Origin of the sequence: Ralstonia sp. A12 (assembly GCF_000801955.1) — a bacterium.
In the GTDB taxonomy this organism is placed as follows: Bacteria; Pseudomonadota; Gammaproteobacteria; order Burkholderiales; family Burkholderiaceae; genus Ralstonia.
On the sequence record NZ_JSZO01000028.1, the window covers coordinates 145,258 to 171,277 of the forward strand.

Consider the following 26,020-nt stretch of genomic DNA (forward strand, 5'->3'; position numbering starts at 1 on the left):
TTGGCTGCAAAGCCATCCGAATTGTCCTCACATTGAATTTGCCGGCAGCTCGCCGGCCGCGATCATCATGAAGCAGCTCGACGTGAACGAATACATGGCCCTGGTCGGCCGTCAGGCGCGTGCCGCCTCGCGCGGCATGGCTCGTGCCGGCACCGCGCAGAAGAACCGCGCGTTGCTGCATATTGCAGCCGCTGTCCGCCGCGATGCCGCCAAGCTCAAAGAGGTCAACGCCCGCGATGTCGAGCGTGCCCGCGCCAACGGTCAGGATGCTGCCTTCATCGACCGCCTCACGCTCACCGATCGTGCCATCGACACCATGGCCGCCGGCCTAGAGCAGATCGCCGCGCTGCCGGACCTGATCGGCGAGATCAGCAACATGAAGTTCCGTCCGACCGGCATCCAGGTCGGCCAGATGCGCGTGCCGCTGGGCGTGATCGGCATCATCTACGAATCGCGTCCGAACGTGACTGTCGACGCCGCGGCGCTGTGCATCAAGTCGGGCAACGCGACCATTCTGCGCGGTGGCTCCGAGGCGATTGAATCGAACGGCGCACTGGCCGCGCTGATCGAAGAAGGGTTGGCCGATGCCGGCCTGCCGGCCAACGCCGTGCAGGTGGTGGCCACGACGGACCGCGCCGCCGTCGGCAAGCTCATCACCATGACGGAGTACGTCGACGTGATCGTGCCGCGCGGCGGCAAGAGCCTGATCGCGCGCCTGATGGAAGAAGCACGCGTGCCGATGATCAAGCACCTGGACGGCATCTGCCACGTCTACATCGATGTCGACGCTGACATCGAGAAGGCCGTGCGCGTGTGCGACAACGCCAAGACGCAACGCTATGCGCCATGCAACACGATGGAGACGCTACTCGTGTCGCGCGATATCGCTGCACGCGCGCTGCCGCCGCTGGTGAAGATCTACCAGGACAAGGGCGTCGAACTGCGTGTGTGCCCGGCCACGCGCGCCACGCTGGAAGCCGCCGGTTTCGGCAACCTGAAGGACGCCGTCGAAGCCGACTGGCACACCGAATACCTCGCGCCGATCCTGTCCATCCGCACCGTCGACGGTCTGGACGCCGCCATCGAGCACATCAATACCTACGGCTCGGCACACACCGATTCGATCATCACTGAGAACTACTCGACCGGCATGCGTTTCCTGCGCGAGGTCGATTCGGCCAGCGTGATGATCAACGCGTCGACGCGTTTTGCCGATGGCTTCGAGTATGGCCTGGGCGCGGAGATCGGCATCTCCAACGACAAGCTGCACGCACGCGGGCCGGTTGGGCTGGAAGGGCTGACCTCGCTCAAGTACGTCGTGTTCGGACACGGCGAGATCCGTACCTGATCTGACGCCACCAGCGCGCCGCCACGAGCGGCGCGCATTGCTTCTAACGAGAACAACACATGCTCTGGGTCAAAGCCTTTCACATCGTCTTCGTCGCGTCGTGGTTTGCGGGTCTGTTCTACCTGCCGCGCATCTTCGTCAACCTGGCGATGGAAACCGAGCGCGCGGCCATCACGCGCTTGCTGATCATGGCGCGCAAGCTGTTCCGCTTTACGACCATGCTGGCGATCGTCGCGATCCTGCTTGGCCTGTGGCTGCTTTTTGGTTACCGCATCGGCTTGACGCCGCCCAACGGGTGGATGCACGCCAAGCTGGCGCTGGTGCTGGTGGCGATCGGCTACCACCACGGCTGCGGCGTGCTGCTGCGTAAATTCGAAGCGGGTGCCAACAAGCGCTCGCACACGTTCTACCGCTGGTTCAATGAACTGCCGGTGCTGTTGTTGCTGGCGATTACGATCCTGGTGGTCGTGAAGCCGTTCTGATCTCTTTGGTTTTCCGATGGCAACTGCTTACTTTGCGCCGTGCCCCCGTGGGCTGGAACAAGCGCTGGCCGATGAACTGGCCGAAATCTCCATCCGCCCTGAGGTGGATGAGCTGGCTGCGTTCGAGGTGGGCCGCACCGTGCCGGGCGGCGTGCACTTCTTCGGTACGCAGGGTGCGGCGTATGCCGTCAACCTGCACAGCCGCATCGCCAGCCGGGTGCTGATGCGTTTGGCCTCGCGCGGGTATCGCTCGGAAGACGACATCTATGCGCTGGCTGCCGCGCAGCGCTGGGAAGACTACTTCACGCCCGACGAGATGATCCGCGTGGACGTGACCGCGCACAAGTCGCCGCTGCAGAGCCTCAAGTTCGTCGGCCTGCGCGTGAAGGATGGCGTCTGTGACCGCTTTCGCCAGCGCACGGGCGCACGCCCCAGCGTCGATACCGTTTCGCCCGACGTGCGCATCTACGCGTACCTGACCGAGACCGATTGCACGATCTACCTCGACACCACTGGCGAGCCGCTCTTCAAGCGCGGCTGGCGCGAGGAGAAGGGTGAGGCGCCGCTGAAGGAAAACCTCGCCGCCGGCATCTTGCGCCTGACCGGCTGGACTGGCGCACACGGCGTGCCGTTCTACGACCCGATGTGCGGCAGCGGTACGTTCCTCGTCGAGGCTGCGCAGCGCGCCTTGGGTATTGCACCGGGTGGCAAGCGTGCCTTCGCTTGCGAGTGGCTGCAAGACCACGACGCCAAATGCTTCAAGCGCCTGCGTGAAGCTGCTGCGGATGCGGCGGCCGCATCCATGCGCCGTGCGCCGCCGCTGGTAGCGGGCGCTGACATCTCCACCGACATGCTGGCCTATGCCGCCGCCAACTGGCAGCGCGCCGGTCTGCCGGGCGAGCCCATGCTCAAGCAGGTCGATGCACGTTTCGGCAAGCCGCCGTTCGAAGCCGCTGGTGTGCTGCTGATGAACCCGCCGTACGGCGAGCGTATCGCCGTGCGCGGTGCACAGGGTTCGCGTCGTCGTCGGCCGGAAGGCGAGGACGAGGATGACGGCACCGTGTTCGAGCGTGCCAGCCGTGCGATGGGGGCGCCGCGTGACGACGCTCGCCGTCCGATGCGCGAGCAACGTCAACCGGAACCGCCGCCGCCCGTCGATCCGGTGGAAGAAGCCGCCGCCAACGAATTCGCCCAGGCCTTTGCGGGCACGCTCAAGCGCGAATTCTCCGGCTGGAGGGCGTTCGTCTTCACCGGCGATCTCTCGATGCCGCGCCGCATGCGGTTGAAGGAATCGCAGCGCACGCCGCTCTACAACGGCAACATCGAATGCCGCCTGTTCCGATTCGAGATGGTGAAGGGCGGCATGCGTGACCGTCCGGAACGCACCACGAAGGGTGACGCCGCTTCAGACGCCGGAAACGACAACGCCGACGCATAAGCATCGGCGTTGCGTTGAACCTTACGCGGCAGCGCGGTCAGGCGGCCTGCTGCTGCTCCTGGAAGTGCTCCATCCACCCGGCGAGCTGATCGGGCGTGAGCTGTGTCTGGTTGTCGACCAGGCGCAGCGCAACGGTGGCTCCATCGCGTTTGGCGGTGACAGACCAGCCCTTGCCGTCAAGCCACAGCAGGAAGGCCAGCCACTTGGCGTGCGACTCCGACACCTTGTGCGTAGATGCCGCCTCCAGGAACTCCGTCAGCGTAGTGAGATCGACCACCGCCGCCGAATCGCCACCAGCCGATGACACCTTACCCTGCAGCACCTCGGCCAGCACATCCAGCGCTTGCGAGGCGGGCTTGCTGTCAAAGTGCGACGACAGGTCCTGGTAGGCCTGCCGCACTGCGTGGCTGAATTCACCGGTGCGCAGGCTTTCTTCGCCGACGAGCTCGGTGTAGTCCTTCATCGCCCAGTCGGGCTGCTCTACCGCATGCAGCCCGACCGCCGCCGCTGCGCGCAGGTAATCGTTGACCGCGCTGAACGACGACAGTCCCGACACCGCCAGATACAACGTCTGTAACGCGCCGATGCGATGCGTGAGCGTCTGGCTCTGGCGCACGGTCATCTTCTCGCGCAGCAGGGCATCACGCTCGCGGCGCAGGTCGGAGAACTCCAACGCCTGCTTCAGTTCCACGCGCAGCGCGGTGATGTCCCACGGCTTCTTGATGTAGCGATGAATCTGCCCCTGATTGACGGCCTCCACCGTGTCTTCGATTTCCGAGTAGGCGGTGGTCAGGATACGCACCAGGTGCGGATAACGCTCGCGTGCGTAGCGCAGCAGCTCGTTGCCGAGTTCACCGGGCATGCGCTGGTCGGATACGAGCACGCCCAGCGTGGCGGCATGCTGGTCAAGCATGCGCTTACCTTCTTCGACTGAGGTGGCGGTGACGACCGGCGCCAGTGAACCGATGGCACGGCCGAAGTAAGTCAGCGCCAATGTCTCGTCGTCCACGTACAGAATCTTGGGCTCATTGCCCCCGGGATTGGTCATCCATCACTCCTCATAGCAAATGCAGCAAACGCGCGGATCATGTGTGGCGTGGTTCGTGTTGTTGATGGTGTCATGGGAACGTCAGGGTCACGCGCGTGCCTGCGCTGGGTGCAGAGTCAATCGCAATCGCTCCCCCGAACGATTGCATGATCCGCGTACAAAAAATCATACCCATGCCGTTGCCGCCTTCTTCTGCGCGCGTCGTCACGGGGTCGATGGTCAGCCGCTTGAGGACGTCCGGGGCGATGCCGGGGCCGTTGTCTTCAATGCGGATCATATGGCGTATGCCGTCCACTTCCGGTGTGCTGCTGGCGATGATCTCCAGCCGCGGAGCGTCGGTACGACGCAGCGCATGCAGCGCGTTGCTCGTGAGCGAGGACAGCACCAGCATCACGCAGTTGGGCAGCGTCATGATCGGGAAGTCCTGCTCCACGCGGTATGACACCCAGGCGCGCTGCGTGTTCGTGAACGGGTAGGTATCGAACAATGAGCGGATCAGCCCGCTCGCGCTGTTGGGCGCTGCCGCCGTGCCTGGTTTGCCGTAGGTGTTGCGCACCGAGTTCAGGAAGGTGGCGATCACCGACAGGCAATAGCGTGCGTTGTCCTGTACGCGATCGGCTGCGCGGCCGATGTCGGGCAGGGCTTCCGGCGCGAACGCCGTCTGATCCACGCGCATGCGGATGCCGCGCGCAAAGTTGGAGATGGCTGCTAGCGGCGTGTTCAGCTCGTGCGCGAGGAAGGCCAGCGTCTCGTCGATGGCCATCAGGCGTTGCGTGCGCAGCAGGCGGTCCTGGCGCAGCGCCAGGGCTTCCTGCAGCGAGCGCCGCACGTCTTCCGGCTTGTAGGGCTTCTCCAGAATCTTGAACACGCGGCCGGTGTTGACGGCCTGGATCAGCAGGTCCTTGTCGGCATACGCGGTGACGAGGATGGTGGCGATATCGCCGTACTCCGCGTCAATGAAGCGCAGCAGCTCCGTGCCGTTGCCGCCGGGCATGCGGAAGTCCGTCAGCACCACGCTGATGCGCTCGTACGCGTCGTGCAGTACGGCCTTGGCTTCTTCCACGCTGTTGGCCGTCAGCACTTCGTAGCCGTCGCCGATCGTGCGCGCGAACCACTTGCAGGCCTGCTGCTCGTCGTCGACGTAGAGGATGGTGACGGTGTCCGGCGTGATGTCCATGATGCGTCCTACTCCGAGCGCGGCAGATCGAACGTGAAGCGCGCCCATTCGCCTTCCTGGCTCGTCACGGCAAGCGTGCCGCCGTGGCGCTGGATCACGCTGTAGCTGATCGACAGGCCCAGCCCCAGTCCCTTGCCGACTTCGCGCGTGGTGAAGAACGGCTCGAACACGCGCGAGAGATTCTTCTCGGAGATGCCCGGGCCGTTGTCCGTTACCACCACGTGCAGCCGGTGGTCGATCCATTCGGCCGCAATCTCGATGCGCGGGTTTTCGCGCTGCACCTTGTGCATGGCCAGCGCCGCGTTCGACAGCAGGTTGATCAGCACACCGATGATGGCTGCCTCGTCACCGCGTACCAGCGTGTCGGGCGGCAGCTTGCGCTCGACGGTCACGCCGCGCAGTTCATGGCTCGTGAGACGGATGGCCGAATCGATAGCCTTCTCCACCAGGAAGGGCGAATCGGCTTCGCCTTTCTCGGGGCTGCGGTAGGCGAAGGTTTTCAGATCCGACACGATATGCTGCACGCGCTGCATACCTTCCTTGGCGTCGACCAGGCATTCGAGCAGCATGGGGCTGCCCTTGGCGGTCGGGTCTTCCTGCGCCACCGCAATCGCCATCAGGCAGAAGTTCACCGGGTTATTGATCTCGTGCAGCAGGCCCGCAGACAGCGTGCCGATGGCGGCCATCTTTTCTTGCTGCAGGAGCTGGCCCTTGATCTCGACGAGGCTGCTGTTGGTGTCTTCAAGCTGACTGTTTTTGTCGGCCACCTCTTCCTTCAGCTTGAAGAGCTCAAACCGGCTGTTCTCGTTGAAGTAGGTGCAGAAGACGCCCAGCGTGGAGGTGAAGATCAGGAACTGGGAGTTCACGAAGAACGTGCTGCCGGCCACACTGGCCGGATCGTGCGACAGGCAGGCCAGGAGGTACAGCGTATAGGTGATGACGCCGAAGCCGATGGTCTGCTTGGTATTGAATGGCAGCACGCTGCCCGCCGCAAAGACTGCCAGGTGCAGGCCGGTTGCGTAGATCGAGTGGGCACCCTCCGTGACGGAGATCATCCACGCGATCATGATCTGCGGAAAGCACAGCCAGAGCAGAGTCAGATATGACAGCCGTTGCCTTCCCCACCGCGTTGGCAGGATCAGATAGACGACTAGGATCAGCAGCGAAACAAAGACGCGTGCAAAGAAGAACGGCTTGAGATTGCCCGGGTACGTGTTGTAGTCCAGACCGGCGCCCATCAGCACCAGCACGATACCGACCAGCGCGGTGGTCCGGCTGAATGACAGCCGGAAGCCTTCTCGCTCGGCGCGGTAGAACGCGCTCTTCAGGGGGTCAATTGCGCGCTCGGTCATCTAGATCACCGTTGCCTCGCTGAACACATTGACGCCGGTGGCATCGACGTAGGCCTTGATGTCCCGGCATGCTTCTTCCGGGAAGGTGGCTGAGAGTTGCTCTTCGTTTCGATAGATCAGGTACCACTCGAGCAGATGCTCCATGGTGAAGAGCCGCTCCGGGTTGTCCGAGTGCACGTTGGTGGCCAGGATGCGCCCGCCCGGGCGAGTGCGCGTCGTGAAGTAGGTCAGCAATCGATTGCAGACCTTGTCTGAGATGTAGTCGAACAGCCCCGCGCAATAGACGGCGTCGCAATCGCGCACTTCCTCAGCTCTGCGCGCGGGGCGCTTGATGAGCTCGTGCACCGATTGGTGGACGAACTCCGCCTGCAGCGTGGTGCCACCTTGCCGGGCCGCTTCGGTCAGTCGCGCCTTGGCGTAGTCCAGCGTCTCCTGGCTGAAGTCGATCAACTCGAACTCAAGCAGGTGCGATTCTTCGAACTCGCGCAGGAAGCGCTGGATTTCCACTGCTGGGCCGCAGCCGAGATTCATGACGCGGTACCGGCGTCCCTCGGCTTTTGCCTGCATCGCAAGCTTCTTAAGGAAATCGACCAGGATGTCGATGCGGTTTCTGTGCGCCTGTGCAACCTGCGCCTTCAGGAACGTGACGTTGATGATCTGGAAGTACGTGCTTGGACCTTCCTGCGGGTCGCCCAGAATCTGGTTGACCATCTCATAGTCACCCGCGTAGCCCAGCGGCTTGGTGAACGTGCGGTAGACGAATGGCGAGCGCAGGAGCAGCGGGTGCAGCGCGGTTTGTGCGAAGGCGCGGTGGGAGGGCGCCAGGCTGGCCTCGATGTCGGAGGCTTCGGTCTCCAGGATGTCTAGGTAGTGCTTGACCCGGAGCATCACGGGCTCGGCCAGCTCCATGAAGACATCGGTGCGCAGCTTGTTGTCTTCACGCGGCAAGGATTTGGACAGATCGACCTGCTCGACCCAGCGCGAGACCTCCGCCAGGAAGGCGCGCATTTCGTTGATGACGATCTGGTATTCACGCCGGATGCGGAAGCGTTCCTGCCAATCCCGCACGAACGTTCGCGCTTCCTCGCCCACCGAGGCGGGCGTGTCGGCCATCTCCGACAGCTCGCGCCATTCGTCGATCAGCGTGAGCGAGACGACGGCGGTCAGGCCCGTGTTGACCAGGCTGATCACCACTGCCTTGCCGAGGTAGACCTGCCGCGTACCGATCTTGATCGCCAGGTCGGAGAGGACCTCGCTCACCTGCACGATCGAGTACGGGTTGTAGATCTCCATCACCAGGGCGCGTCGCTGCAGCGTGATGATGGTGCCGCGGACCTGCTGACCCTGTGAGTTGCGGAAGCTGACCGCCGGATCGATTTGATTGGGTGAGTACACGGTGCGAATTTGCCGGAGACTTCAGGGAAAACGTCTGCCAAGCGGGACGCTCACTCCAACCACCGCGCGTCCGGGCCCGCACTGCAAATTCTGGGCACAACGAACACAGCACCACCACAGCGAGAGACCGCCGGGCATGCCGTCGCATCAGTCGTGAAAGCGTGCTTGAAGCCGTCCGTTGGCCGCGCCTACCGCGCATCGGCCCGGGCGTCTCTCGCCCAAACCCGCTTCGAGAAGATCAGAGAAGGCGATCTGCCATTGCGAAAGCGATCATGCTTGCGCAACCTGCAGATCAACAGCGTGGCAACGGGAATCGTGCGACCGCAAACAGACTGGAACGATGCACTCCCCTGACATCCGCGACACGCGCTGGTTTGGCGCGCGGCCCGCTGCTGCATCCCAAATCGTCTCTCAAGGAGAATCCCGCACAGTAATACTTTCGGAGCGCCGTACCGTAGATTGCCCGCCGACGCTCTCGCTCGCCATGATGCCGCAGCACTGCCACGTACGCATCAGGGCGATTCAGCCGGTGCATGCTCTGACGTCATGGATGCCGGGTGACTCAATCGATTGTACTTGCCCAATGTACCCCACACAATGTGGATTCCCGCAGTGCAGCGCAAATCAGAATGTGCTGCTTTCAGCGTGGCTTGCGGCCGGTGAGCGCATCCGGATCCTGCTTGTAGTTGGCGAGGAACTGGGTATAGCTGTAGATCTGTGCGGGCAGCAGGTGGCTGGGCATGTCGAACAGCGCGTAGTAGTACGGCTCGCGACCCTGGCACACCTCGGCCGGCAGACAGTATTGCTCCCACTCCACACACGCAGGCGTGTACATGCCGTCGCCCGGCCAGAAGAACGGCACGATCTGCTTGTCGTGCAGGCCCTTGAGCAGGGCGTCGGGCGCGTTGTACGCCTCGGCGTTTTCCAGATGCGTGAGCATGCTCGCGTTGGTCTCGATGACCATGAGCGTGGCGCGTCCGTCGGCGGTGAGCAGTAGCACGCCGGCCGGATGCGGGTACAGGTAGTACTCGATGAAGCGGTAGCGCGCGGACAGATCGCGCACAAGCTGGGTGACCGCCGGGTCCGACAGGAAGCTGAACGAGTGGCGCGACAGCAACTCGCGCAACGTGCTCGACAGCGTACTGAAATAGCGCATCTGCAGCGCTTCGATCTCCGCGCCCAGACGCTCGGCCATGGCCGGGTGATCCTTCTTGATGTAGCGATCGATCAGCCCGTCGTTGAAACCCTGCACGGCGATGTTCTCATCGGCCATACCGGTGAGCAGGATTGTCATGCACGGCAGCTCTTTGAGCTTGGCGCAGAACTCCAGCCCGTTCATGCGCGGCATGGAGTAGTCCACCACGATTACCGACGGCTGCAGGAAGCGGTTCACCTCATGGATCTGGCGATAGACGCGATCGACGTCGAGCTGGATGGTGCGGCGCTCGCTGGAGAAGGTGAGATCGTCGTGCGTGACGCGCACGGGCAGGAAGCCCGGCATGCGCAGTGAATGCCACTGGCGCAGCCACGCCAGTGCCTCATCCGGATCATTGAAGGCCAGCATTGCCCGCGACGGGTCCATCTGAAACCCGAGGCTTTCCACGAACGACTGACTGTCGTCGACCACCACAGTCAGGGTCGGGTGGAAGTAGACCGGCAGGGCGCTGTCCTGTTGCATACGTCGGGATGGGGGGAAGAGGGGCCGAAAAGGGACAAGAAAGGGCAAAAGAGGCAGCGCCGGCCGGTGTGGCCTGCGCTGCCCGTTAGCACTAAGTTACTGCCTGCCGCCGCCGGGGGCAAGCAGAACGCGGGTGAACTGATGCCGAGAACTGATGACGCGTTGACGGCGGTCAGTGCGCCGCCTTAATCCACAGATTTCACCATATCTTCCACGACCTTCTTGGCGTCGCCGAACACCATCATCGTCTTGTCCATATAGAACAGCTCGTTGTCGAGCCCGGCGTAGCCGGCGTTCATGGAGCGCTTGTTGACGATGATCGTCTTGGCCTTGTACGCCTCGAGGATCGGCATGCCGGCAATGGGAGACTTCGGATCGTTCTTGGCTGCCGGGTTGACCACGTCGTTGGCGCCCAGCACCAGCACCACGTCGGCCTGGCCGAACTCGCTGTTGATGTCTTCCATTTCAAACACCTGGTCGTATGGCACCTCGGCCTCGGCCAGCAGCACGTTCATGTGGCCGGGCATGCGGCCGGCGACCGGGTGGATGGCGTACTTGACGGTCACGCCCTTTTCCGTGAGCAGTTCGGTCAGCTCCTTGAGCGCGTGCTGTGCACGTGCCACGGCCAAGCCGTAGCCTGGGACGATGATGACCGTCTCGGCATTGCCCAGCAGGAAGGCCGCGTCGTCCGGCGAGCCGGATTTGACGGGGCGTTGCTGCCCGTCACCCGCGGCGGCACCGGCCGATGCTTCCGAGCCGAAGCCGCCCAGCAGCACGTTGAAGAACGACCGGTTCATCGCCCTGCACATGATGTAAGACAGAATTGCACCGGATGAACCCACCAGCGAACCCGCGATGATCAGCATCGGGTTGTTGAGCGAGAAGCCGATGCCCGCCGCCGCCCAACCCGAGTACGAGTTCAGCATCGACACCACCACCGGCATGTCGGCACCGCCGATCGGGATGATGATCAGCACGCCCAGCACGAACGCGATGGCCGTCATGATGATGAACGGCAGCCAGCTTTGGCTTAGGAAGAACAGGATGCCGAAGCCGAGCATGGCCACTGCCAGCAGCAGGTTCAGCATGTGCTGGCCGGCAAACTGCACCGGCGCGCCCTGGAACAGGCGGAACTTGTATTTGCCCGACAGCTTGCCGAAGGCGATCACCGAACCGGAGAACGTGATGGCGCCGACAAACGTGCCGATGAATAGCTCCACGCGGTTGCCCAGCGGCAGCACGTTGTCACCGGCCATCGTGATGCCGAAAGCCGACGGTTCAGCCACGGCGGCAACGGCAATACACACCGCCGCCAGACCGATCAGCGAGTGCATGGCCGCCACCAGCTCGGGCATCTTGGTCATCTCGACCGTGCGCGCCACATAGGCGCCGATGCCGCCGCCGACCACCAGGCCCGCGAAGATCAGGATGAAACCCGTGGACGTGCCGCTCTCGGTGCCGGCAAACATCTCGGCTTTGAGTTTGACGATGAGAGCGAGGGTTGTGACGGCGGCGATGGCCATGCCCGTCATGCCGAACGCGTTGCCGCGTCGCGCCGTGGTGGGGTGCGAAAGCCCCTTGAGCGCCTGGATGAAGCAGACCGACGCCAGCAGATACAGCAGGGTGACGAGGTTCATGCTCATTATTTGGCCTCCCCGTTTGCACCATTGCCGCCTGCCTTGGCCTTCGGCTCTTTCTTCTTGAACATCTCAAGCATGCGCTGGGTGACCAGGAAGCCGCCAAACACATTGACCGCCGCCAGCGCCACCGCCACCACGCCCATGGTGCGGCCCAGCCCCGTCTGCGTAAGGCCCGCTGCCAGCATCGCACCGACGATGATGATGGCCGAGATGGCGTTGGTCACGGCCATCAGCGGCGTATGCAGCGCCGGCGTGACCGTCCAGACCACGTGGTAGCCGACGTAGATCGCCAGCACGAAGATGATCAGGTTGATCACCGTGTGATTGACCAGCTCCATGAATGCTCCTCCTCGCTTCTTGGTCGATGTGCCGTGCGGCCCCGCGCATTGCTTTTTTCTTGCGGGGCCGTACTGCGCGTCAGGTTTCCTTGATGGCCTTGATCTTGTTGCCTTCGCCCAGCAGCACGACCTTGGGCTTGTAGCTGGCGACTTCTTCTTCGTTCATCGGCGCGTAGGTGCAGATGATGAGCAGATCACCCACGTGCGCGCGGCGTGCAGCGGCGCCGTTGAGCGAGATCTCGCCCGAGCCGCGCTTGCCCTTGATGATGTAGGTCGAGAAGCGCTCGCCGTTGTTGACGTTGTACAGCTCGATCTTTTCGTACTCGCGCATGTCGGCGGCGTCGAGCAGATCCTCGTCGATGCCGCACGAGCCTTCGTAGTCCAGATCGGCCTGGGTGACCGTCGCGCGGTGCAGCTTGGCGCGAAGCATGTTGCGTTGCATGAAGCCTTCCTTGAAACAGAGATGACAGAAACCAAAGCGCCACATGCGGCAGGCTGGGTGTTGCACGCGCCTGCCGCAGTCTCCTTGTTATTTGGCGGTGCTCGTGGCAGCAGGAGCACGCACCACCTGGCCGGCCTGACTCAGCAGGCAGGCGGCCACGATGTCGTCTTCGAGGTTGATGGCGAGGCCACCGTCCTTGTCGATGATCAGCTTGAGGAAATCCAGCACGTTGCGCGCATAGAGGGCGGAGGCATCGGCCGCCACCATCGACGCGAGGTTGGTATGGCCCACCAGCGTGACGCCGTGCTTGATGACCACGCGATCGGCTTCCGTCAGTGGGCAGTTGCCGCCTTGCGCGGCGGCCAGGTCGACCACCACCGAGCCCGGCTTCATTGCCTGCACGGTGGCTTCGGACAGCAGCGTCGGCGCGCGGCGCCCCGGGATCAGTGCAGTGGTGATGACGATGTCGGCCTGGCTTGCGCGTATATGCACGAGTTCAGCCTGGCGGCGCATCCAGTCGGGCGGCATTGGGCGGGCATAGCCGCCCACGCCCTGCGCGATCTCGCGTTCTTCGTCGGTCAGGAACGGCACGTCGAGGAACTTGGCGCCCAGCGATTCGATCTGCTCCTTCACGGCGGGGCGCACATCGGATGCCTCAATGACGGCACCCAGGCGCTTGGCTGTCGCAATCGCCTGCAGGCCGGCCACGCCGGCACCCAGGATCAGCACACGCGCGGCCTTGACGGTGCCGGCGGCGGTCATCAGCATCGGCATGAAGCGTTGATAGTGGTTCGCGGCCACCATCACGGCCTTGTAACCGGCAATGTTGGCCTGCGAGGAGAGCACGTCCATGCTCTGCGCGCGCGTGGTGCGCGGCGCGGCTTCCAGCGCAAACGCGGTGACGTTCGCTGCGGCCAGGCGCGCGGTGTTCTCGTCGTCAAACGGGTTGAGCATGCCGACCAGCACGGCACCCGCCTGCATCTGGGCCAGCTCCGCTGGCTCAGGTGAGCGCACCTTGAGCACGATCTGTGCGCCAAGCGCCTGCGCAGCGGTGCCGATCTTCGCGCCGACAGCCACGTAAGCCTCGTCAGGCTGGGCAGCGGCAACGCCGGCACCAGACTGCACTGTGACTTGATGGCCAAGCGCAATGTACTTCTTGATCGTCTCCGGGGTCGCGGCAACGCGCGTCTCGTCCGCCCGCGTCTCCTGCGGGATGCCGATGTGCATCGTGTTCTCCTCGTTGTCGTGCGCGCCAGGGTGAAGAAATGCGCGCTTTGGTCGGTTTTGTTGAACGCTGTGCAGCTTACCCGAAGTTTTTGGCAGGTGGACGCTCCTCGAAGATCACATCGAGATTCCGAAGGATTGGGGAACGCGCGCCGATCCGCCGCAAACGTGTGCCGAACTGAGCACAACTTAGGGCAACGAACGACGATCCGCCAGTGCGAGCGGGAAGCGCGCCCGCCCGTTACAATAACGCCTTGTTTTTGTTGCCATTTTTGCCATGAGCCAAGCCGTTCGCTGGAAACCCAGCGTCACCGTTGCCGCTGTCATTGAGCGGGACGGGCGCTTTCTGTTGGTTGAGGAGCACACCGATGCCGGTCTGCGCCTGAACCAGCCTGCCGGTCACCTCGACCCGGACGAGAGCCTGGTCGACGCTGTCGCACGCGAAGCGCTGGAAGAAACCACGTACAGCTTCGTGCCGACCGCCTTCCTCGGTTGCTATATGGCGCAGTTTCAACCGCCGCAGGGCGACCCCGTCACCTACGTGCGGATGGCCTTTACCGGCGAATTGGGACCCCAAGACCCGCGCCGCACCCTCGACGAGGGCATCGTTCGCACCGTCTGGCTGACGGCAGACGAGATCCGCGCCAGCCAAGAGCGCCACCGCAGCCCGCTGCTGCTCGCCTGCGTGGAGGACTACCTCGCTGGCAAGCGCTATCCGCTCGACATCATCCACACGCACGCCAGCGCTTATGGGCTCAACTCGGGCGTGGGAGCAGACTGATGAGCAACAAGAAACGCATCGTCGTCGGCATGTCTGGCGGCGTGGATTCCTCCGTCACCGCGTGGCTGCTCAAGCAGCAGGGCTATGACGTCGTCGGCCTGTTCATGAAGAACTGGGAAGACGATGACGACGGCGAATACTGCTCGACTCGGCAGGACTGGATCGACGTGGTGTCGGTGGCCGACCTGATTGGCGTGGACGTGGAGGCGGTCAACTTTGCCGCCGAGTACAAGGACCGCGTGTTTGCCGATTTCCTGCGCGAATACTCCGCCGGCCGCACGCCCAACCCCGACGTGCTGTGCAACGCCGAAATCAAGTTCAAGGCCTTCCTCGATCACGCGATGGCGCTGGGCGCGGACACCATCGCCACCGGCCACTACGCCCGCGTGCGTGAGGTCGACGGTCGCTTCGAGCTGCTCAAGGCGTTCGACCACACCAAGGATCAGAGCTACTTCCTGCACCGACTGAACCAAGCGCAGCTCTCGCGCACGCTGTTCCCGCTGGGTGAGATGCCGAAGACGAAAGTGCGCGAGATTGCCGCCGAGATTGGCTTGCCGAACGCCAAGAAGAAGGATTCCACCGGCATCTGCTTCATCGGCGAGCGGCCGTTCCGCGACTTCCTGAACCGTTACCTGCCGACCAAGCCGGGCCCGATCAAGACACCGGACGGCAAGACGATCGGCGAGCACATCGGCCTGGCGTTCTACACGCTGGGGCAGCGCAAGGGCATCGGCATCGGTGGCAGTCGCGATGGCAACGGCGATGCGTGGTACGTGGCGCGCAAGGACATGGCGGCCAACACGCTGTACGCGGTGCAGGGCCATGACCACCCGTGGCTGCTGGCCCATACCGTGCACGCCGAGGATCTGAGCTGGGTTGCGGGCCATGCGCCCGCCGAGGGCGCCGTCATCGGTGCCAAGACGCGCTACCGCCAGGCGGATGCGCCTTGCACGGTCGCGCGCGCAACCGACGGTGCGCTCACGCTCGCCTTCCCAGAGGCGCAGTGGGCCGTGACGCCGGGCCAATCCGCCGTGCTGTACGACGGCGAGATCTGCCTGGGCGGCGGCATCATTTCGGCTGCTGAAGCAGTCGTGCCCGAGAAAGCCATCGCCTGACTGGTTTTCGCAACAGTCCGTTGCGATGGCTGCGGCTGTCGCGATGGTCGTTTAAGCTGGCGCCCTGATTCGTCTCCACACAGGGTTTGTCATGCTGCCACGTCGCTACTGGGCCTTTGCGGGTGTTGCGCTGTTGTTCGTCATCACCGCCGGGTTCTGGGCGGCGGGGCACCTGCACTGGGTGTGTGCGCTCATCCCGGGTCTGCTGGTGCTGCTGGGCATTTACGACGTGACGCAGACGCGCCATTCGGTGCTGCGCAACTACCCGCTCTGGGGCCACTTCCGCTTCCTGTTCGAGTTCATCCGCCCGGAAATCCGCCAGTACTTCGTCGAAGACGACACCGACGAGCGTCCGTTCTCGCGTGCCCAGCGCAGCATCGTCTACCAGCGCGCCAAGGGCGAAGTCGACAGCCGCCCGTTCGGCACCGAAGTCGATGTGAAGGTGGCAGGGCACGAATGGATCGGCCATTCGCTGGCACCTACGCGCATCGCCTCGTCAGACTTCCGCGTGCTGGTGGGCGAAGGCCGCGCCAAGCCGTATTCGATGTCGGTGTTCAACATTTCAGCGATGAGCTTCGGGGCGCTGTCGGGCAATGCCATTCGCGCGCTCAACCGCGGTGCCAAGCTTGGCAACTTCATTCATGACACGGGCGAAGGCTCGATCTCGCCGTATCACAGGGAAGAGGGCGGTGACCTGATCTGGGAAGTCGCCTCGGGCTACTTCGGCTGCCGTGATGCCAATGGCCGCTTTGACGCGGACCGCTTTGCCGAGCAGGCACGCAGCCCGCAGGTGAAGATGATCGAGGTGAAGCTGTCGCAAGGGGCCAAGCCCGGTCACGGTGGCGTGCTGCCGGCTGCCAAGGTCACGCCGGAGATTGCTGCCACGCGCGGCATTCCGATCGGGCAGGACTGCATTTCGCCGGCCTCGCATTCGGAATTCTCGACGCCGCTGGGGCTGCTGCAGTTTGTCGACCGGCTGCGCACGCTGTCGGGTGGAAAGCCCACCGGCTTCAAGCTGTGCATCGGCCACCCGTGGGAGTTCTTCGGCATCGTTAAGGCGATGCTGGAGTCGGGCATCCTGCCGGACTTCATCGTGGTGGATGGTGCCGAGGGCGGTACGGGTGCGGCGCCGCTGGAATTTACCGACCACGTCGGCACGCCGCTGCAAGAAGGGTTGCTGTTGGTGCACAACACGCTGGTGGGCACCAACCTGCGCGACAAGATCAAGATTGGCGCGTCGGGCAAGATCGTCACCGCCTTCGACGTGGCCCGCACGCTGGCGATGGGCGCCGACTGGTGCAACGCTGCGCGCGGCTTCATGTTTGCGCTGGGCTGCATCCAGGCGCAGAAGTGCCATACCGACCGCTGCCCGACCGGCGTGGCCACGCAAGATAAATCCCGCCAGAAGGCGCTCGTGGTGCCGGACAAGGCCGAGCGCGTGCATCAGTACCACGACCACACGCTGCACGCGCTGCTGGAACTGACACAGGCCGCCGGCCTGCAGCACCCGGCAGATTTCCGCGCCCACCACATCGTGCGGCGCGTGTCGGGCAACGAGGTGCAGTTGCTTTCCACGCTGCTGAAATACCTCGAACCCGGCGATCTGCTTGCCGGGCGCTATCGCTATCAGCTCTACGAGCGCTACTGGCCGATGGCCCAGGCTGAACGGTTCGACCCGGTGGCGGTGTAACGCGCGTCAGATCGACCGCTCAACTCAGAACAGGTGCTTGATGCCGGCGCCGTACGTCGTCACGCGGTTGCCGCGCACGTTCGAGTTCGGATCTTCGCGGTCGAAGAACACGTACGGCATGGTGCGCTTGCTGAGGTTGTAGCCGTAGCCGATCTGGAACTTCTTCAGCTTGCCCGCGCGGTCGGTCTGCACGTCGCGCTCCATGTAGTTGGCGGTGATCTGGTGTGCGGTGCCGAACGGCACGGTGAAGCCTGCCAACCAGTAGCGCACCTGTGAGCGCGTGCTGGCGGTGCCAGCATAGCGGTCGCGGCCGATCACGGCGTAGGTGTTGACCACCGTGAAGTTGTAGCCGACCGCCAACTGCACCTTGTCGTTGAAATCATTGGCAACCAGGCCGCCACGCTTGTCGTCCTTCGAGTAGCCAAGGCCGGCCGAGAACGGGCCGCGGTCGTAGTTCAGGCCGACGTCGTAGGCGCGCCAATCGCTTTCGAAGCGCACCTGGGCTGCCGGGTTGGACGGCGGGGTTTCCGGGCCGGCAAAGTACATCCGCGCGCGCAGCGAGAAGCCGCCGAAATCCGGCGATTGATACCCAAACGCGTTCGACACGCGGTTGCGCGCATTGAGCACCTTGGTGCCGATGGCCGTGGCGCCGGCATCGTGGATGACGAAATCCGTGATGTGCGTGATCTGCGAATAGATCGGTGAGCCCACAGGCGTGGCCGAGTCCAGCCGCCCCAAGGCAAACGCGCCAAACGCGCCGGTCAGCCCGACATAGGCATTGCGGTACTGCGGGGTGACCGCGGTACCGTCGTCCGCGTTGAAGCCTTGCTCCAGGCCGAACACGGCGGTCATCCCGTTGCCCAAGTTTTCTGTGCCACGCATGCCCCAGCGTGAGGCGTTGTCGGTTTCCTGCGCGGTCGAGCCCTTCGGGCCCTTCTGGATTTCCGCATCCAGATCGACGCGTCCGTACAGGGTGACGTCGGCGGCGGCGCTCGGGGCGGCAAACGACATCAGACAGCCAAATGCCAACAGGCCGGCCGGGGCAAAACGTTGCATGGGGTTCCTCCTCTTTGGTTTTATAGAATGAAACAATGTTTTAATAAATCGTGCGGGCGGGGCTGATCCGGTGTCAAGCGCATCGGTATGGGTGATTTCCCGTAAACGCTTGTAATCAAAGATAAGTGACCGAAATGCGGTGTTTACGGGATAACCCTCGTTGTCAGTTGATGCATCACACCCTCACACTTCGGTTTCATTAAATAAAACAGCGTTTCAAAAATTCGCTGAGCTTGTTCGATGTCGATGCCGCCGTTGTCATCTCCCGCCGCCTTCCACCTCACGCTGCCGCAAGCGTCGGCCATGCCCGTCGTTTTCGACTCGCCGCATAGCTCGCGTGCGTTTCCTGAAGGTTTTGCGACGGTGGCGTCGGAAGAGGCGCTGCTGACCACGTGGGATGCCTACGTCGACGAGCTATGGACTGCTGTGCCCGAGCAGGGCGGCACGCTGTTGGCGGCGGCGTTTCCGCGTGCGTACATCGACGCCAACCGCTCGATCCGCGATATTGATGCAGCGCTGCTGGCCGAGCCGTGGCCCGAGCCGCTGCAGCCCGAGTCGTACACGGCGCGGGGCATGGGGCTGATCCGCCGATTCGCGCTGCCCGGCGTGCCGATGTACGACGTGCTGTTGCCGCTGGCCGAAGTGCGTGCGCGCATCGACCACTACTACCTGCCGTATCGCGCGGCACTGGAAGCGGCGCTCGACGGCGCGTGGCAACAGTTCGGCCATGTCTGGCACGTGGACTGCCACTCGATGAAGTCGCGCGGCAACGCCATGAACGAAGACAACGGCGCGCTGCGCCCGGATGTGGTCGTGAGCGATCGTAGCGGCACCAGCGCTGATCCGGCCTTCACCGCGTGGGTGGCCGACACGCTGCGCGCGCTGGGCTTCTCAGTACAGATCAACGATCCGTATCGCGGTGGTGATCTGGTGCGCAGCTACGGCAATCCAGCAGCACACCGGCACAGCATCCAGATCGAACTGAACCGCGCGCTCTACATGGATGAAGCCACCTGCGAAAAGCACGATGGCTTCGCGGCTTTGCGTGGACAACTGACCCGTTTCGTGGAAGCCTTGCGCGGCTACGTAAACGAACGAATCAAGGGTCAGACACCATGAGCTACATCGTCGAATCGGTCGACAGCGCGTTGTCGTTGCTGACGCTGGTGGCGGAACATCCGGGCCTCGGGGTGACTGAGCTGTCCAACCGTCTCGGCATCAACAAGTCGCGCGCGTTCCGCCTGCTGCACACGCTGGAGGCGCACCGCTTCGTCATTCTCGATGCCAAGACGTCGACCTACGCGCTGGGCCCGCAGGCCTTCGTGGTGGGCGTGGCCGCTGCCGCGCAGGACGCCGTGGTGCGCACCGCGCACCGGCACATGCTGCTGCTCAACCAGCAGGTGAACGAGACCATCATCCTGCGCGTACGTGAGGGGCAGGAGACCGTATGCGTGGCGCGCTGCGAAACCTCGCACGAAATGCGCATCATCGGCCGCGTGGGCAACCGCCGCCCGCTGTGGTACGGCGCGGCAGGCAAGGTGCTGCTGGCGTTCGCGCCGCAAGAGGTGCGCGCGCAGTACCTGGGCAAGGTCAAGCAACTCGCCGCCGAATCGCTCGGGCCCGAGCCGCAAGTCATTGCCGAGCAGATCGCCGCCGTCCAGCAGAAGGGTTACGCCACCAGCTTTGGTGAAGTCACGCCGGGTGCCGCGGCCGTGTCTGTGCCGGTGCGCGACGTGAGCGGCATGGCTGTCGCCGCGCTCAGCGTGTCAGGTCCGGACACGCGTATTACCGCGCGCGATGTGCCGCAATTGCTGGAGCCGCTGCTGGCCTGTGCCGCAAGCATCGGCCGCGAGCTCGGCTACAACCCGCCACCTCCCTGATTCTTCAATAACGATCCGCAGCAGGAGCCATTTGCATGTCTGCCACCCTGGAGACCGAACGCGTAGAAACGCAACGCCCGCACGCCGGGTTCATGCACCCGATTGTGATGATGCTGTGGGTCATTTTCGCGGCCATCTGCATGACCTACCTGGTGGATGCAGGCAAGTTCGAGCGCAAGGGCAAGTTGGTGGTGCCGGGCACGTACCAGTTGGTGCCGAAGGTGGCAGGGCTGCCGGAGCTGGCCTCGCCGATGCCGCACAAGAGCACGCCAGCCGAGGCGCACGCCGCCAGCGTGGTCGGCGCGGTCATGGCGATTCCGCAGGGCCTCATCAAGAGCGCGCCGCTGGTCTTCATGGTGATGTTCGTGGGCGGCATGTTCGGGGTGATGCGTCGTACGGGCGTGATTGACGCGGGCATTGATCGCCTGCTGCAGATCACCGGCGGCAATGTTTATCGCCTCGCGCCCGCTGTGATGATCGTGCTCGGGTTGGGCAGTAGCTTCCTCGGGCTAATTTCCGAATACCTCGTTGTGATTCCCATCGTGGTGGCGATGGCGCGGCGGCTTGGTTTGAACGAGCTGTACGGGCTGGCGCTGGTGACCATTGCTGCCAAGATCGGCTACATCGCGTCGGTCACCAATCCGCTGGCGCTGCCGATTGCGCAGCCTCTGGCGGGCGTGCCGCTATTCTCGGGTATCGACCTGCGCCTCGCCGTGTTCGTCGTCTTCATGGCCATCGGTATCGGCTACTGGCTCTGGCGCGTGCGCCGCTCCGGTTTGGTGACGACCTACGTGCCGACGGAACAGGCGCGCCTGTCGCGCCGCCACGTGGCGGTGTTGCTCGTGCTGCTGGCGTCGAGCGTGATGATGATTGTCGGCACGCGCCTGTGGAGCTGGCATAACGTGGAGCTGGCCGCGTTCTACATCATCATGGCCGTAGCGATTGCGCTGGCAGGGCGGCTGGATTCGCGCGTGGCGTCCGAAGCCTTTGTCGACGGCATGAAGGGCATGATGCTGGCCGGCCTGCTGATCGGGCTCGCATCCGCCGTGGAGCTGATCCTTCAGAACAGCCTGGTGCTCGACACCATCATCCACAGCCTGACGCGCCTCACGCAGGACAGCGCGCGCCCGGTGGTGGCGGGCGGCATCATGGTCATGGAGATGATTCTTGACGTGTTCATGCCGTCGCTCTCGGGCAAGGCCGCGGTGAGTATGCCGATCCTGGCGCCGATCGCTCACCTGTCGGGCGTGAGCGGGCAGACCTGCGTGCTGGCGTTCCTGATGGGCGGCGGCCTGATGAACATGGTCACGCCCACGTCGGGCATGCTGCTGGCCTACCTGGCGACGGCACGCGTGAATTACGGCCAGTGGGTGGCCTTCGTGTTCCCGCTGTTTGCGACGCTGTTCGTGCTGTCGCTGCTGGCACTGGGCGTGGCGGTCGAGATCGGCTACTGACCCCGAACGGCCACGCGGCAGGGTGTTTATTGCGGCTGGGTTTCCATGAAGCTCGGCCGCTTTTCCATGCGCGCGTAAAACGCGGCCAGGTTGGCGTGACGCTCGCGCCAGTCGATCTGCGGCTGGCGGAAATCCAGATAGGCGAGTGCGCAGCTGACGGCGATGTCGGCCAGCGTCATGTGGTTGCCGTTGCACCAGGTCTTGTCGGCCAGGCCTTGCGACATGGCTTTCAGTGCATCGTCGATCTTGTGATGCTGGCGGGCGATCCAGGTGTCGCTGCGTTGTTCTGGCGTGCGCTGGGTCTGCTCCACGCGCAGCATGATGGCGGCGTCGAGCAGGCCATCGCCCAGCGCTTCCCAGCAGCGCACTTCCACGCGCTCGCGGCCCGAGGGCGGGATCAGGCGCGCCACCGGCGACAACGTGTCGGCATATTCGGCAATCACGCGTGAATCGAACAGGGCGCCGCCGTCGTCCATCACCAGGCAGGGCACCTTGCCCAGCGGGTTGAACTGGTGGATCTGCGTGTCGGCGCTCCAGACGTCTTCCAGGACGAACTGGTAGTCGATTTTCTTCTCGGCCAGCACCACACGGACCTTGCGGGTGTACGGGCTGGCGTGGGATCCGATCAGTTTCATAGGCATGTCATGTTGGAGGCGGAAGTATAGCTGCGCACTTTCCTGCGTGCTCTGGGCGGCGCTTCAACCAAATGGAGGCTTGCTTTGGGCTGGATTGGCCATGAAAGACGTGTGCCGGGTGGTAAAATCGCAGGCTCGCTGGGGTGCGCGTATGCACCTTGGTTCAACGCTCGATGCAGCGTCCGGGTTGTCCGGATTGAGATTCCCTTCACATTTTTCCCCGCCTGCCATGTCGTCGCTTTCTGCCCTGACCGCCCTGTCTCCCATTGATGGCCGCTATGCCGCCAAGGCCGATCCGCTGCGCGAGTGGTTGTCGGAAGCCGCTTTCATGCGCAACCGCGTGAAGGTGGAGGTGCATTGGCTGATCGCCCTGTCGCAGGCCGGTCTGGCGGAGATCCCGCGTTTCTCGGCCGCAGCCGAGCAAGCGTTGCTGGCTCTGGTCGAGAACTTTGCCGAGGCAGACGCCGCCCGCATCAAGGAAATTGAAGCGGTCACCAACCACGACGTGAAGGCCGTCGAGTACTGGATGAAGGAGCGCGTGAAGGGCAACGCCGAGCTGGAAGCCGCCAGCGAATTCATCCACTTCGCCTGCACCTCGGAAGACATCAACAACACCTCGCACGGCATGATGCTCAAGGGTGCACGCGACACGGTGGTCGTGCCGGCGCTGCGCCGCGTGCAGGCCCGCCTGGTGGAACTGGCCCACGCCAATGCCGACGTGTCGATGCTCTCGCGCACGCACGGCCAGCCGGCCAGCCCGACCACGCTGGGCAAGGAAATGGCCAATGTGGCCGCGCGTCTGGATCGCGCCATCCGCCGTATCGAGGCCGTCGAACTGCTGGGCAAGATGAACGGCGCGGTGGGCAACTACAACGCGCACCTGTCGGCGTATCCGTCGCTGGACTGGGAAGCCTTCTCGAAGAACGTGATCGAGACCCGCCTGGGCCTGACGTTCAACCCGTACACCATCCAGATCGAGCCGCACGACTACATGGCCGAGCTGTTCGACGCCGTGGCGCGCGCCAACACGATCATCCTGGACCTGGACCGCGACGTCTGGGGCTACATCTCGCAGGGCTACTTCAAGCAGAAGACCAAGGCTGGCGAAATCGGCTCGTCGACCATGCCGCACAAGGTCAACCCGATCGACTTTGAGAACTCGGAAGGCAACGTCGGCCTGGCCAACGCGGTGCTGCGCCATCTGTCGGAGAAGCTGCCGGTGTCGCGCTGGCAGCGTGACCTGACGGATTCGACCGTGCTGCGCAACATCGGCGTGGCCTTTGGCTACAGCCTGCTGGCCTACGACGCGTGCCTGCGCGGTTTGGGCAAGCTGGAAACCAACCCGTCGCGTCTGGCCGAAGACCTGGACAACTGCTGGGAAGTGCTGGCCGAGCCGGTGCAGACCGTGATGCGTCGCTATGGCATCGCCAACCCGTACGAGCAACTGAAGGAGCTGACGCGCGGCAAGGGCATCTCGCGCGAGGCGCTGCGTGAATTCATCGGCACGCTGGCCATTCCGGAAGACGCCCGCAAGCTGCTGCTGGATATGACCCCCGGCAGCTATATCGGCAAGGCCGAAGAACTGGCGCGCCGGATCAATACGCTCTGATTGTTCCGAAAATTTGTTGGGCTGACCCAAAAACAGCCTCCTCCGTACGGTTACGGAGGAGGCTGTTTTGCCATGTGGGCTCTGTAGAATGGGCGGCCTTGTTAGGTCAGACCGCGCTTTTTGTTCATCAAAAAATTTGAATTTCTCGATGAACTTCCGGCCGTCCTGTCTGCCCGGATCGCTTCAATAATGCACAAACTTCTGGCGCCGTGGTCTTACCCACAGGTGCCGCCAACCTAGAGCACCTCTGAACCGAGGGAATCGATGTCACAAGCTGCCCAACCGAACTTCACCGCGCGCGCCGCCGCTGACGACGGCGCCTACGGCAAGCCCGCCATTGCGCTGCACTGGATCATCGCGCTGCTGATCTTCGCCGCGTTCGGGCTCGGTCTGTACATGACCGATATCCCCGGCTTCACGCCGACCAAGCTGAAGCTGTTCTCGTATCACAAATGGATCGGTATCACGGTGCTGATTTTTGCCGCACTGCGCGTACTGTGGCGCCTGACGCATCCGGCGCCCGCGCCCGTGGCCGGCATGCCGAAGTGGCAGCATCGGGCTGCCGAGGGCGCGCATATCGTGCTTTATCTGCTGATTCTGGCGGTGCCGCTCACCGGCTACCTGCTCAGCGTGGCGGCCGGTATCAAGGTTGTCTACCTTGGCGTGTGGGAAATGCCGATGCCGTTCGAGAAGAGCGATGCGCTCAAGGACATCTTCACTGTTGCGCACCAATGGCTGAACTGGACCATGGCCACCATCGTTGTGCTGCACATCCTGGCCGCGCTCAAGCATCACATCGTGGACCGCGATGGCACGCTGCGCCGCATGCTGCCCTTCTTGCGCTGATTTCCAAACGCACCGGTGTGTGCCGGTGCCCTAGCTTCCCATCCTGACCAAGACCGCCGGCACGATCCGGCCTGACCGAAGGAGTCTGACGATGAAACGTTTTGTGCGCCCCCGCGCTATTGCCCTGGTTGCCGCCGGCGCGCTGTCGATCGCTGCGGTATCGGTATCGGCCTTTGCCCAAGTGGACGCCGCCAAGAGCAGTGTGACGGCCACCGGCAAGCAGCTCGGCGTGCCGATGGACATCAAGTTCGGCAAGTTCGACGCCGCCGTGAACTACAACGCGGCCAACGTGGCCGCCTCCACGGCCAAGGTCGATATCGACATCAACAGCGTCGACGTGGGCAGCAAGGAATACAACGACGAGTTGAAGAAGAAGGATTGGTTTGACGCTGCCAAGTATCCGAAGGCCACCTTCGTGTCGTCGGCGTTCAAGCCTGGCGCCAATGGCAAGGTGGACGTGGTCGGCAAGCTGACCATCAAGGGCATCACGCAAGACGTGACCGCGCCCTTCACCGTCAAGCAGGATGGTGCCACCCAAGTCTTTGAAGGCGCGCTGCCCGTCAAGCGCAACGCGTTCAAGGTCGGTGACGGCGATTGGAAGGACACCTCCGTCGTTGCCGATGACGTGACGATCAAGTTCCGCGTCGTCATCGCCAAGAAGTAACTCACCCCTCGACGCCTCACTTTTGCCCCAATCATTCGCTGGAGTTCACATGAAATTGCGTACCCTCGTTGCTGCACTGTCCGCTGTTGCCGCTACCGCCGCGTTTGCTGCACCGGCCACGTACCAACTGGACCCGACCCACACCTACCCGAGCTTCGAAGCTGACCACATGGGCGGCCTGTCGAAGTGGCGCGGCAAGTTCGAAAAGTCCAGCGGCACCGTCACCCTGGACCGTGAAGCCAAGAAGGGCACGATCGACGTGACCGTGCAGACCGACAGCATCGACTTCGGCATGGCTAAGCTGAACGAGCACGCCAAGGGCGCCGAGATGTTTGACGTGGCCAAGTTCCCGACCGCCACCTTCAAGGGCAACTTCACCAAGTTCAAGGGTGACGTGCCGACCGAAGCCGAAGGCCAACTCACGCTGCGTGGCGTGAGCAAGCCGGTCAAGATGGAAATCGATGCGTTCAAGTGCATGCAGCACCCGATGCTCAAGCGTGAAGTCTGCGGCGCCGACGCCGAAATGACGTTCAAGCGCGACGAGTTCGGCCTCGACTACGGCAAGGCCTACGGTTTCAACATGGAAACCAAGCTGAAGATCCAGGTGGAAGGTTTGAAGCAGGATGCGGCTAGCGTTGCACAGCAGTAAAGCTCAACGCGCAAGCTGAAGAACGAACGCCCCGACCTTTCAGTGAGGTCGGGGCGTTCTTTCTTGTATATCCAATCGC

At 63.4% G+C, this 26,020-nt stretch carries 24 protein-coding genes; 13 read left to right on the top strand and 11 right to left on the bottom strand.

Annotated elements, in window-relative coordinates:
* Nucleotides 1-67: 67 nt before the first annotated feature.
* Genes PI87_RS22685 through PI87_RS22695 form a run of 3 tightly spaced genes read left to right on the top strand, consistent with a single transcriptional unit; the run spans nt 68 to nt 3,268 of the window.
* Nucleotides 68-1,348 carry a glutamate-5-semialdehyde dehydrogenase gene (locus PI87_RS22685; RefSeq protein ID WP_039599980.1) on the top strand — a complete coding sequence of 427 codons (1,281 nt, stop codon included), beginning with the start codon at nt 68-70 and terminating at the stop codon, nt 1,346-1,348.
* 59 nt (nt 1,349-1,407) lie between these two features.
* On the top strand, nt 1,408-1,830 hold the full coding sequence (locus PI87_RS22690) for a CopD family protein (RefSeq protein WP_039599981.1): 423 nt from the start codon (nt 1,408-1,410) through the stop codon (nt 1,828-1,830).
* Nucleotides 1,831-1,846: 16 nt separating this feature from the next.
* On the top strand, nt 1,847-3,268 hold the full coding sequence (locus PI87_RS22695) for a THUMP domain-containing class I SAM-dependent RNA methyltransferase (RefSeq protein WP_039599982.1): 1,422 nt from the start codon (nt 1,847-1,849) through the stop codon (nt 3,266-3,268).
* Between the two features lie 37 nt (nt 3,269-3,305).
* Here the strand turns inward: PI87_RS22695 and PI87_RS22700 are convergent, their stop codons facing one another.
* The 9 genes from PI87_RS22700 to PI87_RS22740 all read right to left on the bottom strand — a co-directional run bounded on the left by PI87_RS22700 (nt 3,306) and on the right by PI87_RS22740 (nt 13,565).
* On the bottom strand, nt 3,306-4,316 hold the full coding sequence (locus PI87_RS22700; RefSeq protein WP_039599983.1) for a response regulator: 1,011 nt from the start codon (nt 4,314-4,316) through the stop codon (nt 3,306-3,308).
* A 70-nt stretch (nt 4,317-4,386) separates the two neighbouring features.
* Nucleotides 4,387-5,493: a two-component system hybrid sensor histidine kinase/response regulator PhcR gene (gene phcR / locus PI87_RS22705; RefSeq protein ID WP_039599984.1), complete on the bottom strand. Its 1,107-nt coding sequence runs from the start codon at nt 5,491-5,493 to the stop codon at nt 4,387-4,389.
* Nucleotides 5,494-5,501: 8 nt separating this feature from the next.
* Complete coding sequence (locus tag PI87_RS22710) at nt 5,502-6,845, bottom strand: sensor histidine kinase (RefSeq protein ID WP_052321695.1); 1,344 nt, start codon at nt 6,843-6,845, stop codon at nt 5,502-5,504.
* Nucleotides 6,846-8,240, bottom strand: coding sequence for a class I SAM-dependent methyltransferase (locus PI87_RS22715; RefSeq protein WP_039599985.1), 1,395 nt, complete (start codon nt 8,238-8,240; stop codon nt 6,846-6,848).
* A 640-nt stretch (nt 8,241-8,880) separates the two neighbouring features.
* On the bottom strand, nt 8,881-9,918 hold the full coding sequence (locus tag PI87_RS22720; RefSeq protein WP_039599986.1) for a response regulator: 1,038 nt from the start codon (nt 9,916-9,918) through the stop codon (nt 8,881-8,883).
* Between the two features lie 185 nt (nt 9,919-10,103).
* Nucleotides 10,104-11,561 (bottom strand): NAD(P)(+) transhydrogenase (Re/Si-specific) subunit beta, encoded by a 1,458-nt coding sequence (locus PI87_RS22725; RefSeq protein ID WP_039599987.1) that lies wholly within the window; start codon nt 11,559-11,561, stop codon nt 10,104-10,106.
* Entirely contained in the window at nt 11,561-11,896 is a 336-nt protein-coding gene (locus PI87_RS22730; protein ID WP_039599988.1) for an NAD(P) transhydrogenase subunit alpha, read from the bottom strand. Before PI87_RS22730 ends, PI87_RS22725 begins: the two co-directional genes overlap by 1 nt.
* Nucleotides 11,897-11,975: 79 nt before the next feature.
* Complete coding sequence (gene panD, locus PI87_RS22735; protein WP_009241493.1) at nt 11,976-12,338, bottom strand: aspartate 1-decarboxylase; 363 nt, start codon at nt 12,336-12,338, stop codon at nt 11,976-11,978.
* Between the two features lie 87 nt (nt 12,339-12,425).
* Nucleotides 12,426-13,565: a Re/Si-specific NAD(P)(+) transhydrogenase subunit alpha gene (locus tag PI87_RS22740; protein WP_039599989.1), complete on the bottom strand. Its 1,140-nt coding sequence runs from the start codon at nt 13,563-13,565 to the stop codon at nt 12,426-12,428.
* Between the two features lie 274 nt (nt 13,566-13,839).
* Between PI87_RS22740 and PI87_RS22745 the strand changes: the two genes are divergently transcribed.
* From PI87_RS22745 to PI87_RS22755, 3 genes are all read left to right on the top strand, one after another.
* Nucleotides 13,840-14,343, top strand: a complete 504-nt coding sequence (locus PI87_RS22745) for an NUDIX hydrolase (protein WP_039599990.1) — start codon at nt 13,840-13,842, stop codon at nt 14,341-14,343.
* Complete coding sequence (gene mnmA / locus PI87_RS22750) at nt 14,343-15,458, top strand: tRNA 2-thiouridine(34) synthase MnmA (RefSeq protein WP_039599991.1); 1,116 nt, start codon at nt 14,343-14,345, stop codon at nt 15,456-15,458. Before PI87_RS22745 ends, mnmA begins: the two co-directional genes overlap by 1 nt.
* A 91-nt stretch (nt 15,459-15,549) precedes the next feature.
* Nucleotides 15,550-17,148, top strand: coding sequence for an FMN-binding glutamate synthase family protein (locus PI87_RS22755; RefSeq protein WP_039599992.1), 1,599 nt, complete (start codon nt 15,550-15,552; stop codon nt 17,146-17,148).
* Nucleotides 17,149-17,172: 24 nt separating this feature from the next.
* Here PI87_RS22755 and PI87_RS22760 read toward each other — a convergent pair whose 3' ends face one another.
* The gene (locus PI87_RS22760) at nt 17,173-18,204 is read right to left on the bottom strand and encodes a porin (RefSeq protein WP_039599993.1); all 1,032 of its coding nucleotides are present in this window, start codon (nt 18,202-18,204) and stop codon (nt 17,173-17,175) included.
* 246 nt (nt 18,205-18,450) lie between these two features.
* Here PI87_RS22760 and PI87_RS22765 point away from each other — a divergent pair, with 246 nt between their 5' ends.
* Genes PI87_RS22765 through PI87_RS22775 form a run of 3 tightly spaced genes read left to right on the top strand, consistent with a single transcriptional unit; the run spans nt 18,451 to nt 21,538 of the window.
* Complete coding sequence (locus tag PI87_RS22765) at nt 18,451-19,323, top strand: N-formylglutamate amidohydrolase (RefSeq protein ID WP_039600145.1); 873 nt, start codon at nt 18,451-18,453, stop codon at nt 19,321-19,323.
* Nucleotides 19,320-20,084, top strand: a complete 765-nt coding sequence (locus tag PI87_RS22770) for an IclR family transcriptional regulator (protein WP_039599994.1) — start codon at nt 19,320-19,322, stop codon at nt 20,082-20,084. Before PI87_RS22765 ends, PI87_RS22770 begins: the two co-directional genes overlap by 4 nt.
* 35 nt (nt 20,085-20,119) lie before the next feature.
* Nucleotides 20,120-21,538, top strand: a complete 1,419-nt coding sequence (locus tag PI87_RS22775; RefSeq protein WP_052321696.1) for a YfcC family protein — start codon at nt 20,120-20,122, stop codon at nt 21,536-21,538.
* Nucleotides 21,539-21,564: 26 nt separating this feature from the next.
* On the opposite strand, the gene PI87_RS22780 is transcribed toward PI87_RS22775, so the two are convergent.
* Nucleotides 21,565-22,173 (bottom strand): glutathione S-transferase N-terminal domain-containing protein, encoded by a 609-nt coding sequence (locus PI87_RS22780; RefSeq protein WP_039599995.1) that lies wholly within the window; start codon nt 22,171-22,173, stop codon nt 21,565-21,567.
* Between the two features lie 229 nt (nt 22,174-22,402).
* On the opposite strand from PI87_RS22780, the gene purB reads away from it, so the two are divergent.
* From purB to PI87_RS22800, 4 genes are all read left to right on the top strand, one after another.
* On the top strand, nt 22,403-23,782 hold the full coding sequence (gene purB / locus PI87_RS22785) for an adenylosuccinate lyase (protein WP_039599996.1): 1,380 nt from the start codon (nt 22,403-22,405) through the stop codon (nt 23,780-23,782).
* Between the two features lie 264 nt (nt 23,783-24,046).
* Nucleotides 24,047-24,628, top strand: a complete 582-nt coding sequence (locus tag PI87_RS22790) for a cytochrome b (RefSeq protein ID WP_039599997.1) — start codon at nt 24,047-24,049, stop codon at nt 24,626-24,628.
* Nucleotides 24,629-24,719: 91 nt separating this feature from the next.
* Entirely contained in the window at nt 24,720-25,292 is a 573-nt protein-coding gene (locus PI87_RS22795) for a YceI family protein (protein ID WP_039599998.1), read from the top strand.
* A 49-nt stretch (nt 25,293-25,341) separates the two neighbouring features.
* A complete protein-coding gene (locus PI87_RS22800) occupies nt 25,342-25,941 on the top strand; it encodes a YceI family protein (RefSeq protein ID WP_039599999.1) in 600 nt (199 codons plus the stop codon).
* The last annotated feature ends 79 nt before the right edge of the window (nt 25,942-26,020 follow it).

Coding starts and splice junctions, on each gene's coding strand:
- PI87_RS22685 (WP_039599980.1), top strand. CDS start 68: ATGAAGCAGCTCGACGTGAACGAATACATGGCCCTGGTCGGCCGTCAG.
- PI87_RS22690 (WP_039599981.1), top strand. CDS start 1,408: ATGCTCTGGGTCAAAGCCTTTCACATCGTCTTCGTCGCGTCGTGGTTT.
- PI87_RS22695 (WP_039599982.1), top strand. CDS start 1,847: ATGGCAACTGCTTACTTTGCGCCGTGCCCCCGTGGGCTGGAACAAGCG.
- PI87_RS22700 (WP_039599983.1), bottom strand. CDS start 4,316: ATGACCAATCCCGGGGGCAATGAGCCCAAGATTCTGTACGTGGACGAC.
- phcR (WP_039599984.1), bottom strand. CDS start 5,493: ATGGACATCACGCCGGACACCGTCACCATCCTCTACGTCGACGACGAG.
- PI87_RS22710 (WP_052321695.1), bottom strand. CDS start 6,845: ATGACCGAGCGCGCAATTGACCCCCTGAAGAGCGCGTTCTACCGCGCC.
- PI87_RS22720 (WP_039599986.1), bottom strand. CDS start 9,918: ATGCAACAGGACAGCGCCCTGCCGGTCTACTTCCACCCGACCCTGACT.
- PI87_RS22725 (WP_039599987.1), bottom strand. CDS start 11,561: ATGAGCATGAACCTCGTCACCCTGCTGTATCTGCTGGCGTCGGTCTGC.
- PI87_RS22730 (WP_039599988.1), bottom strand. CDS start 11,896: ATGGAGCTGGTCAATCACACGGTGATCAACCTGATCATCTTCGTGCTG.
- panD (WP_009241493.1), bottom strand. CDS start 12,338: ATGCAACGCAACATGCTTCGCGCCAAGCTGCACCGCGCGACGGTCACC.
- PI87_RS22740 (WP_039599989.1), bottom strand. CDS start 13,565: ATGCACATCGGCATCCCGCAGGAGACGCGGGCGGACGAGACGCGCGTT.
- PI87_RS22745 (WP_039599990.1), top strand. CDS start 13,840: ATGAGCCAAGCCGTTCGCTGGAAACCCAGCGTCACCGTTGCCGCTGTC.
- mnmA (WP_039599991.1), top strand. CDS start 14,343: ATGAGCAACAAGAAACGCATCGTCGTCGGCATGTCTGGCGGCGTGGAT.
- PI87_RS22755 (WP_039599992.1), top strand. CDS start 15,550: ATGCTGCCACGTCGCTACTGGGCCTTTGCGGGTGTTGCGCTGTTGTTC.
- PI87_RS22760 (WP_039599993.1), bottom strand. CDS start 18,204: ATGCAACGTTTTGCCCCGGCCGGCCTGTTGGCATTTGGCTGTCTGATG.
- PI87_RS22765 (WP_039600145.1), top strand. CDS start 18,451: ATGCCGCCGTTGTCATCTCCCGCCGCCTTCCACCTCACGCTGCCGCAA.
- PI87_RS22770 (WP_039599994.1), top strand. CDS start 19,320: ATGAGCTACATCGTCGAATCGGTCGACAGCGCGTTGTCGTTGCTGACG.
- PI87_RS22775 (WP_052321696.1), top strand. CDS start 20,120: ATGTCTGCCACCCTGGAGACCGAACGCGTAGAAACGCAACGCCCGCAC.
- PI87_RS22780 (WP_039599995.1), bottom strand. CDS start 22,173: ATGAAACTGATCGGATCCCACGCCAGCCCGTACACCCGCAAGGTCCGT.
- purB (WP_039599996.1), top strand. CDS start 22,403: ATGTCGTCGCTTTCTGCCCTGACCGCCCTGTCTCCCATTGATGGCCGC.
- PI87_RS22790 (WP_039599997.1), top strand. CDS start 24,047: ATGTCACAAGCTGCCCAACCGAACTTCACCGCGCGCGCCGCCGCTGAC.
- PI87_RS22795 (WP_039599998.1), top strand. CDS start 24,720: ATGAAACGTTTTGTGCGCCCCCGCGCTATTGCCCTGGTTGCCGCCGGC.
- PI87_RS22800 (WP_039599999.1), top strand. CDS start 25,342: ATGAAATTGCGTACCCTCGTTGCTGCACTGTCCGCTGTTGCCGCTACC.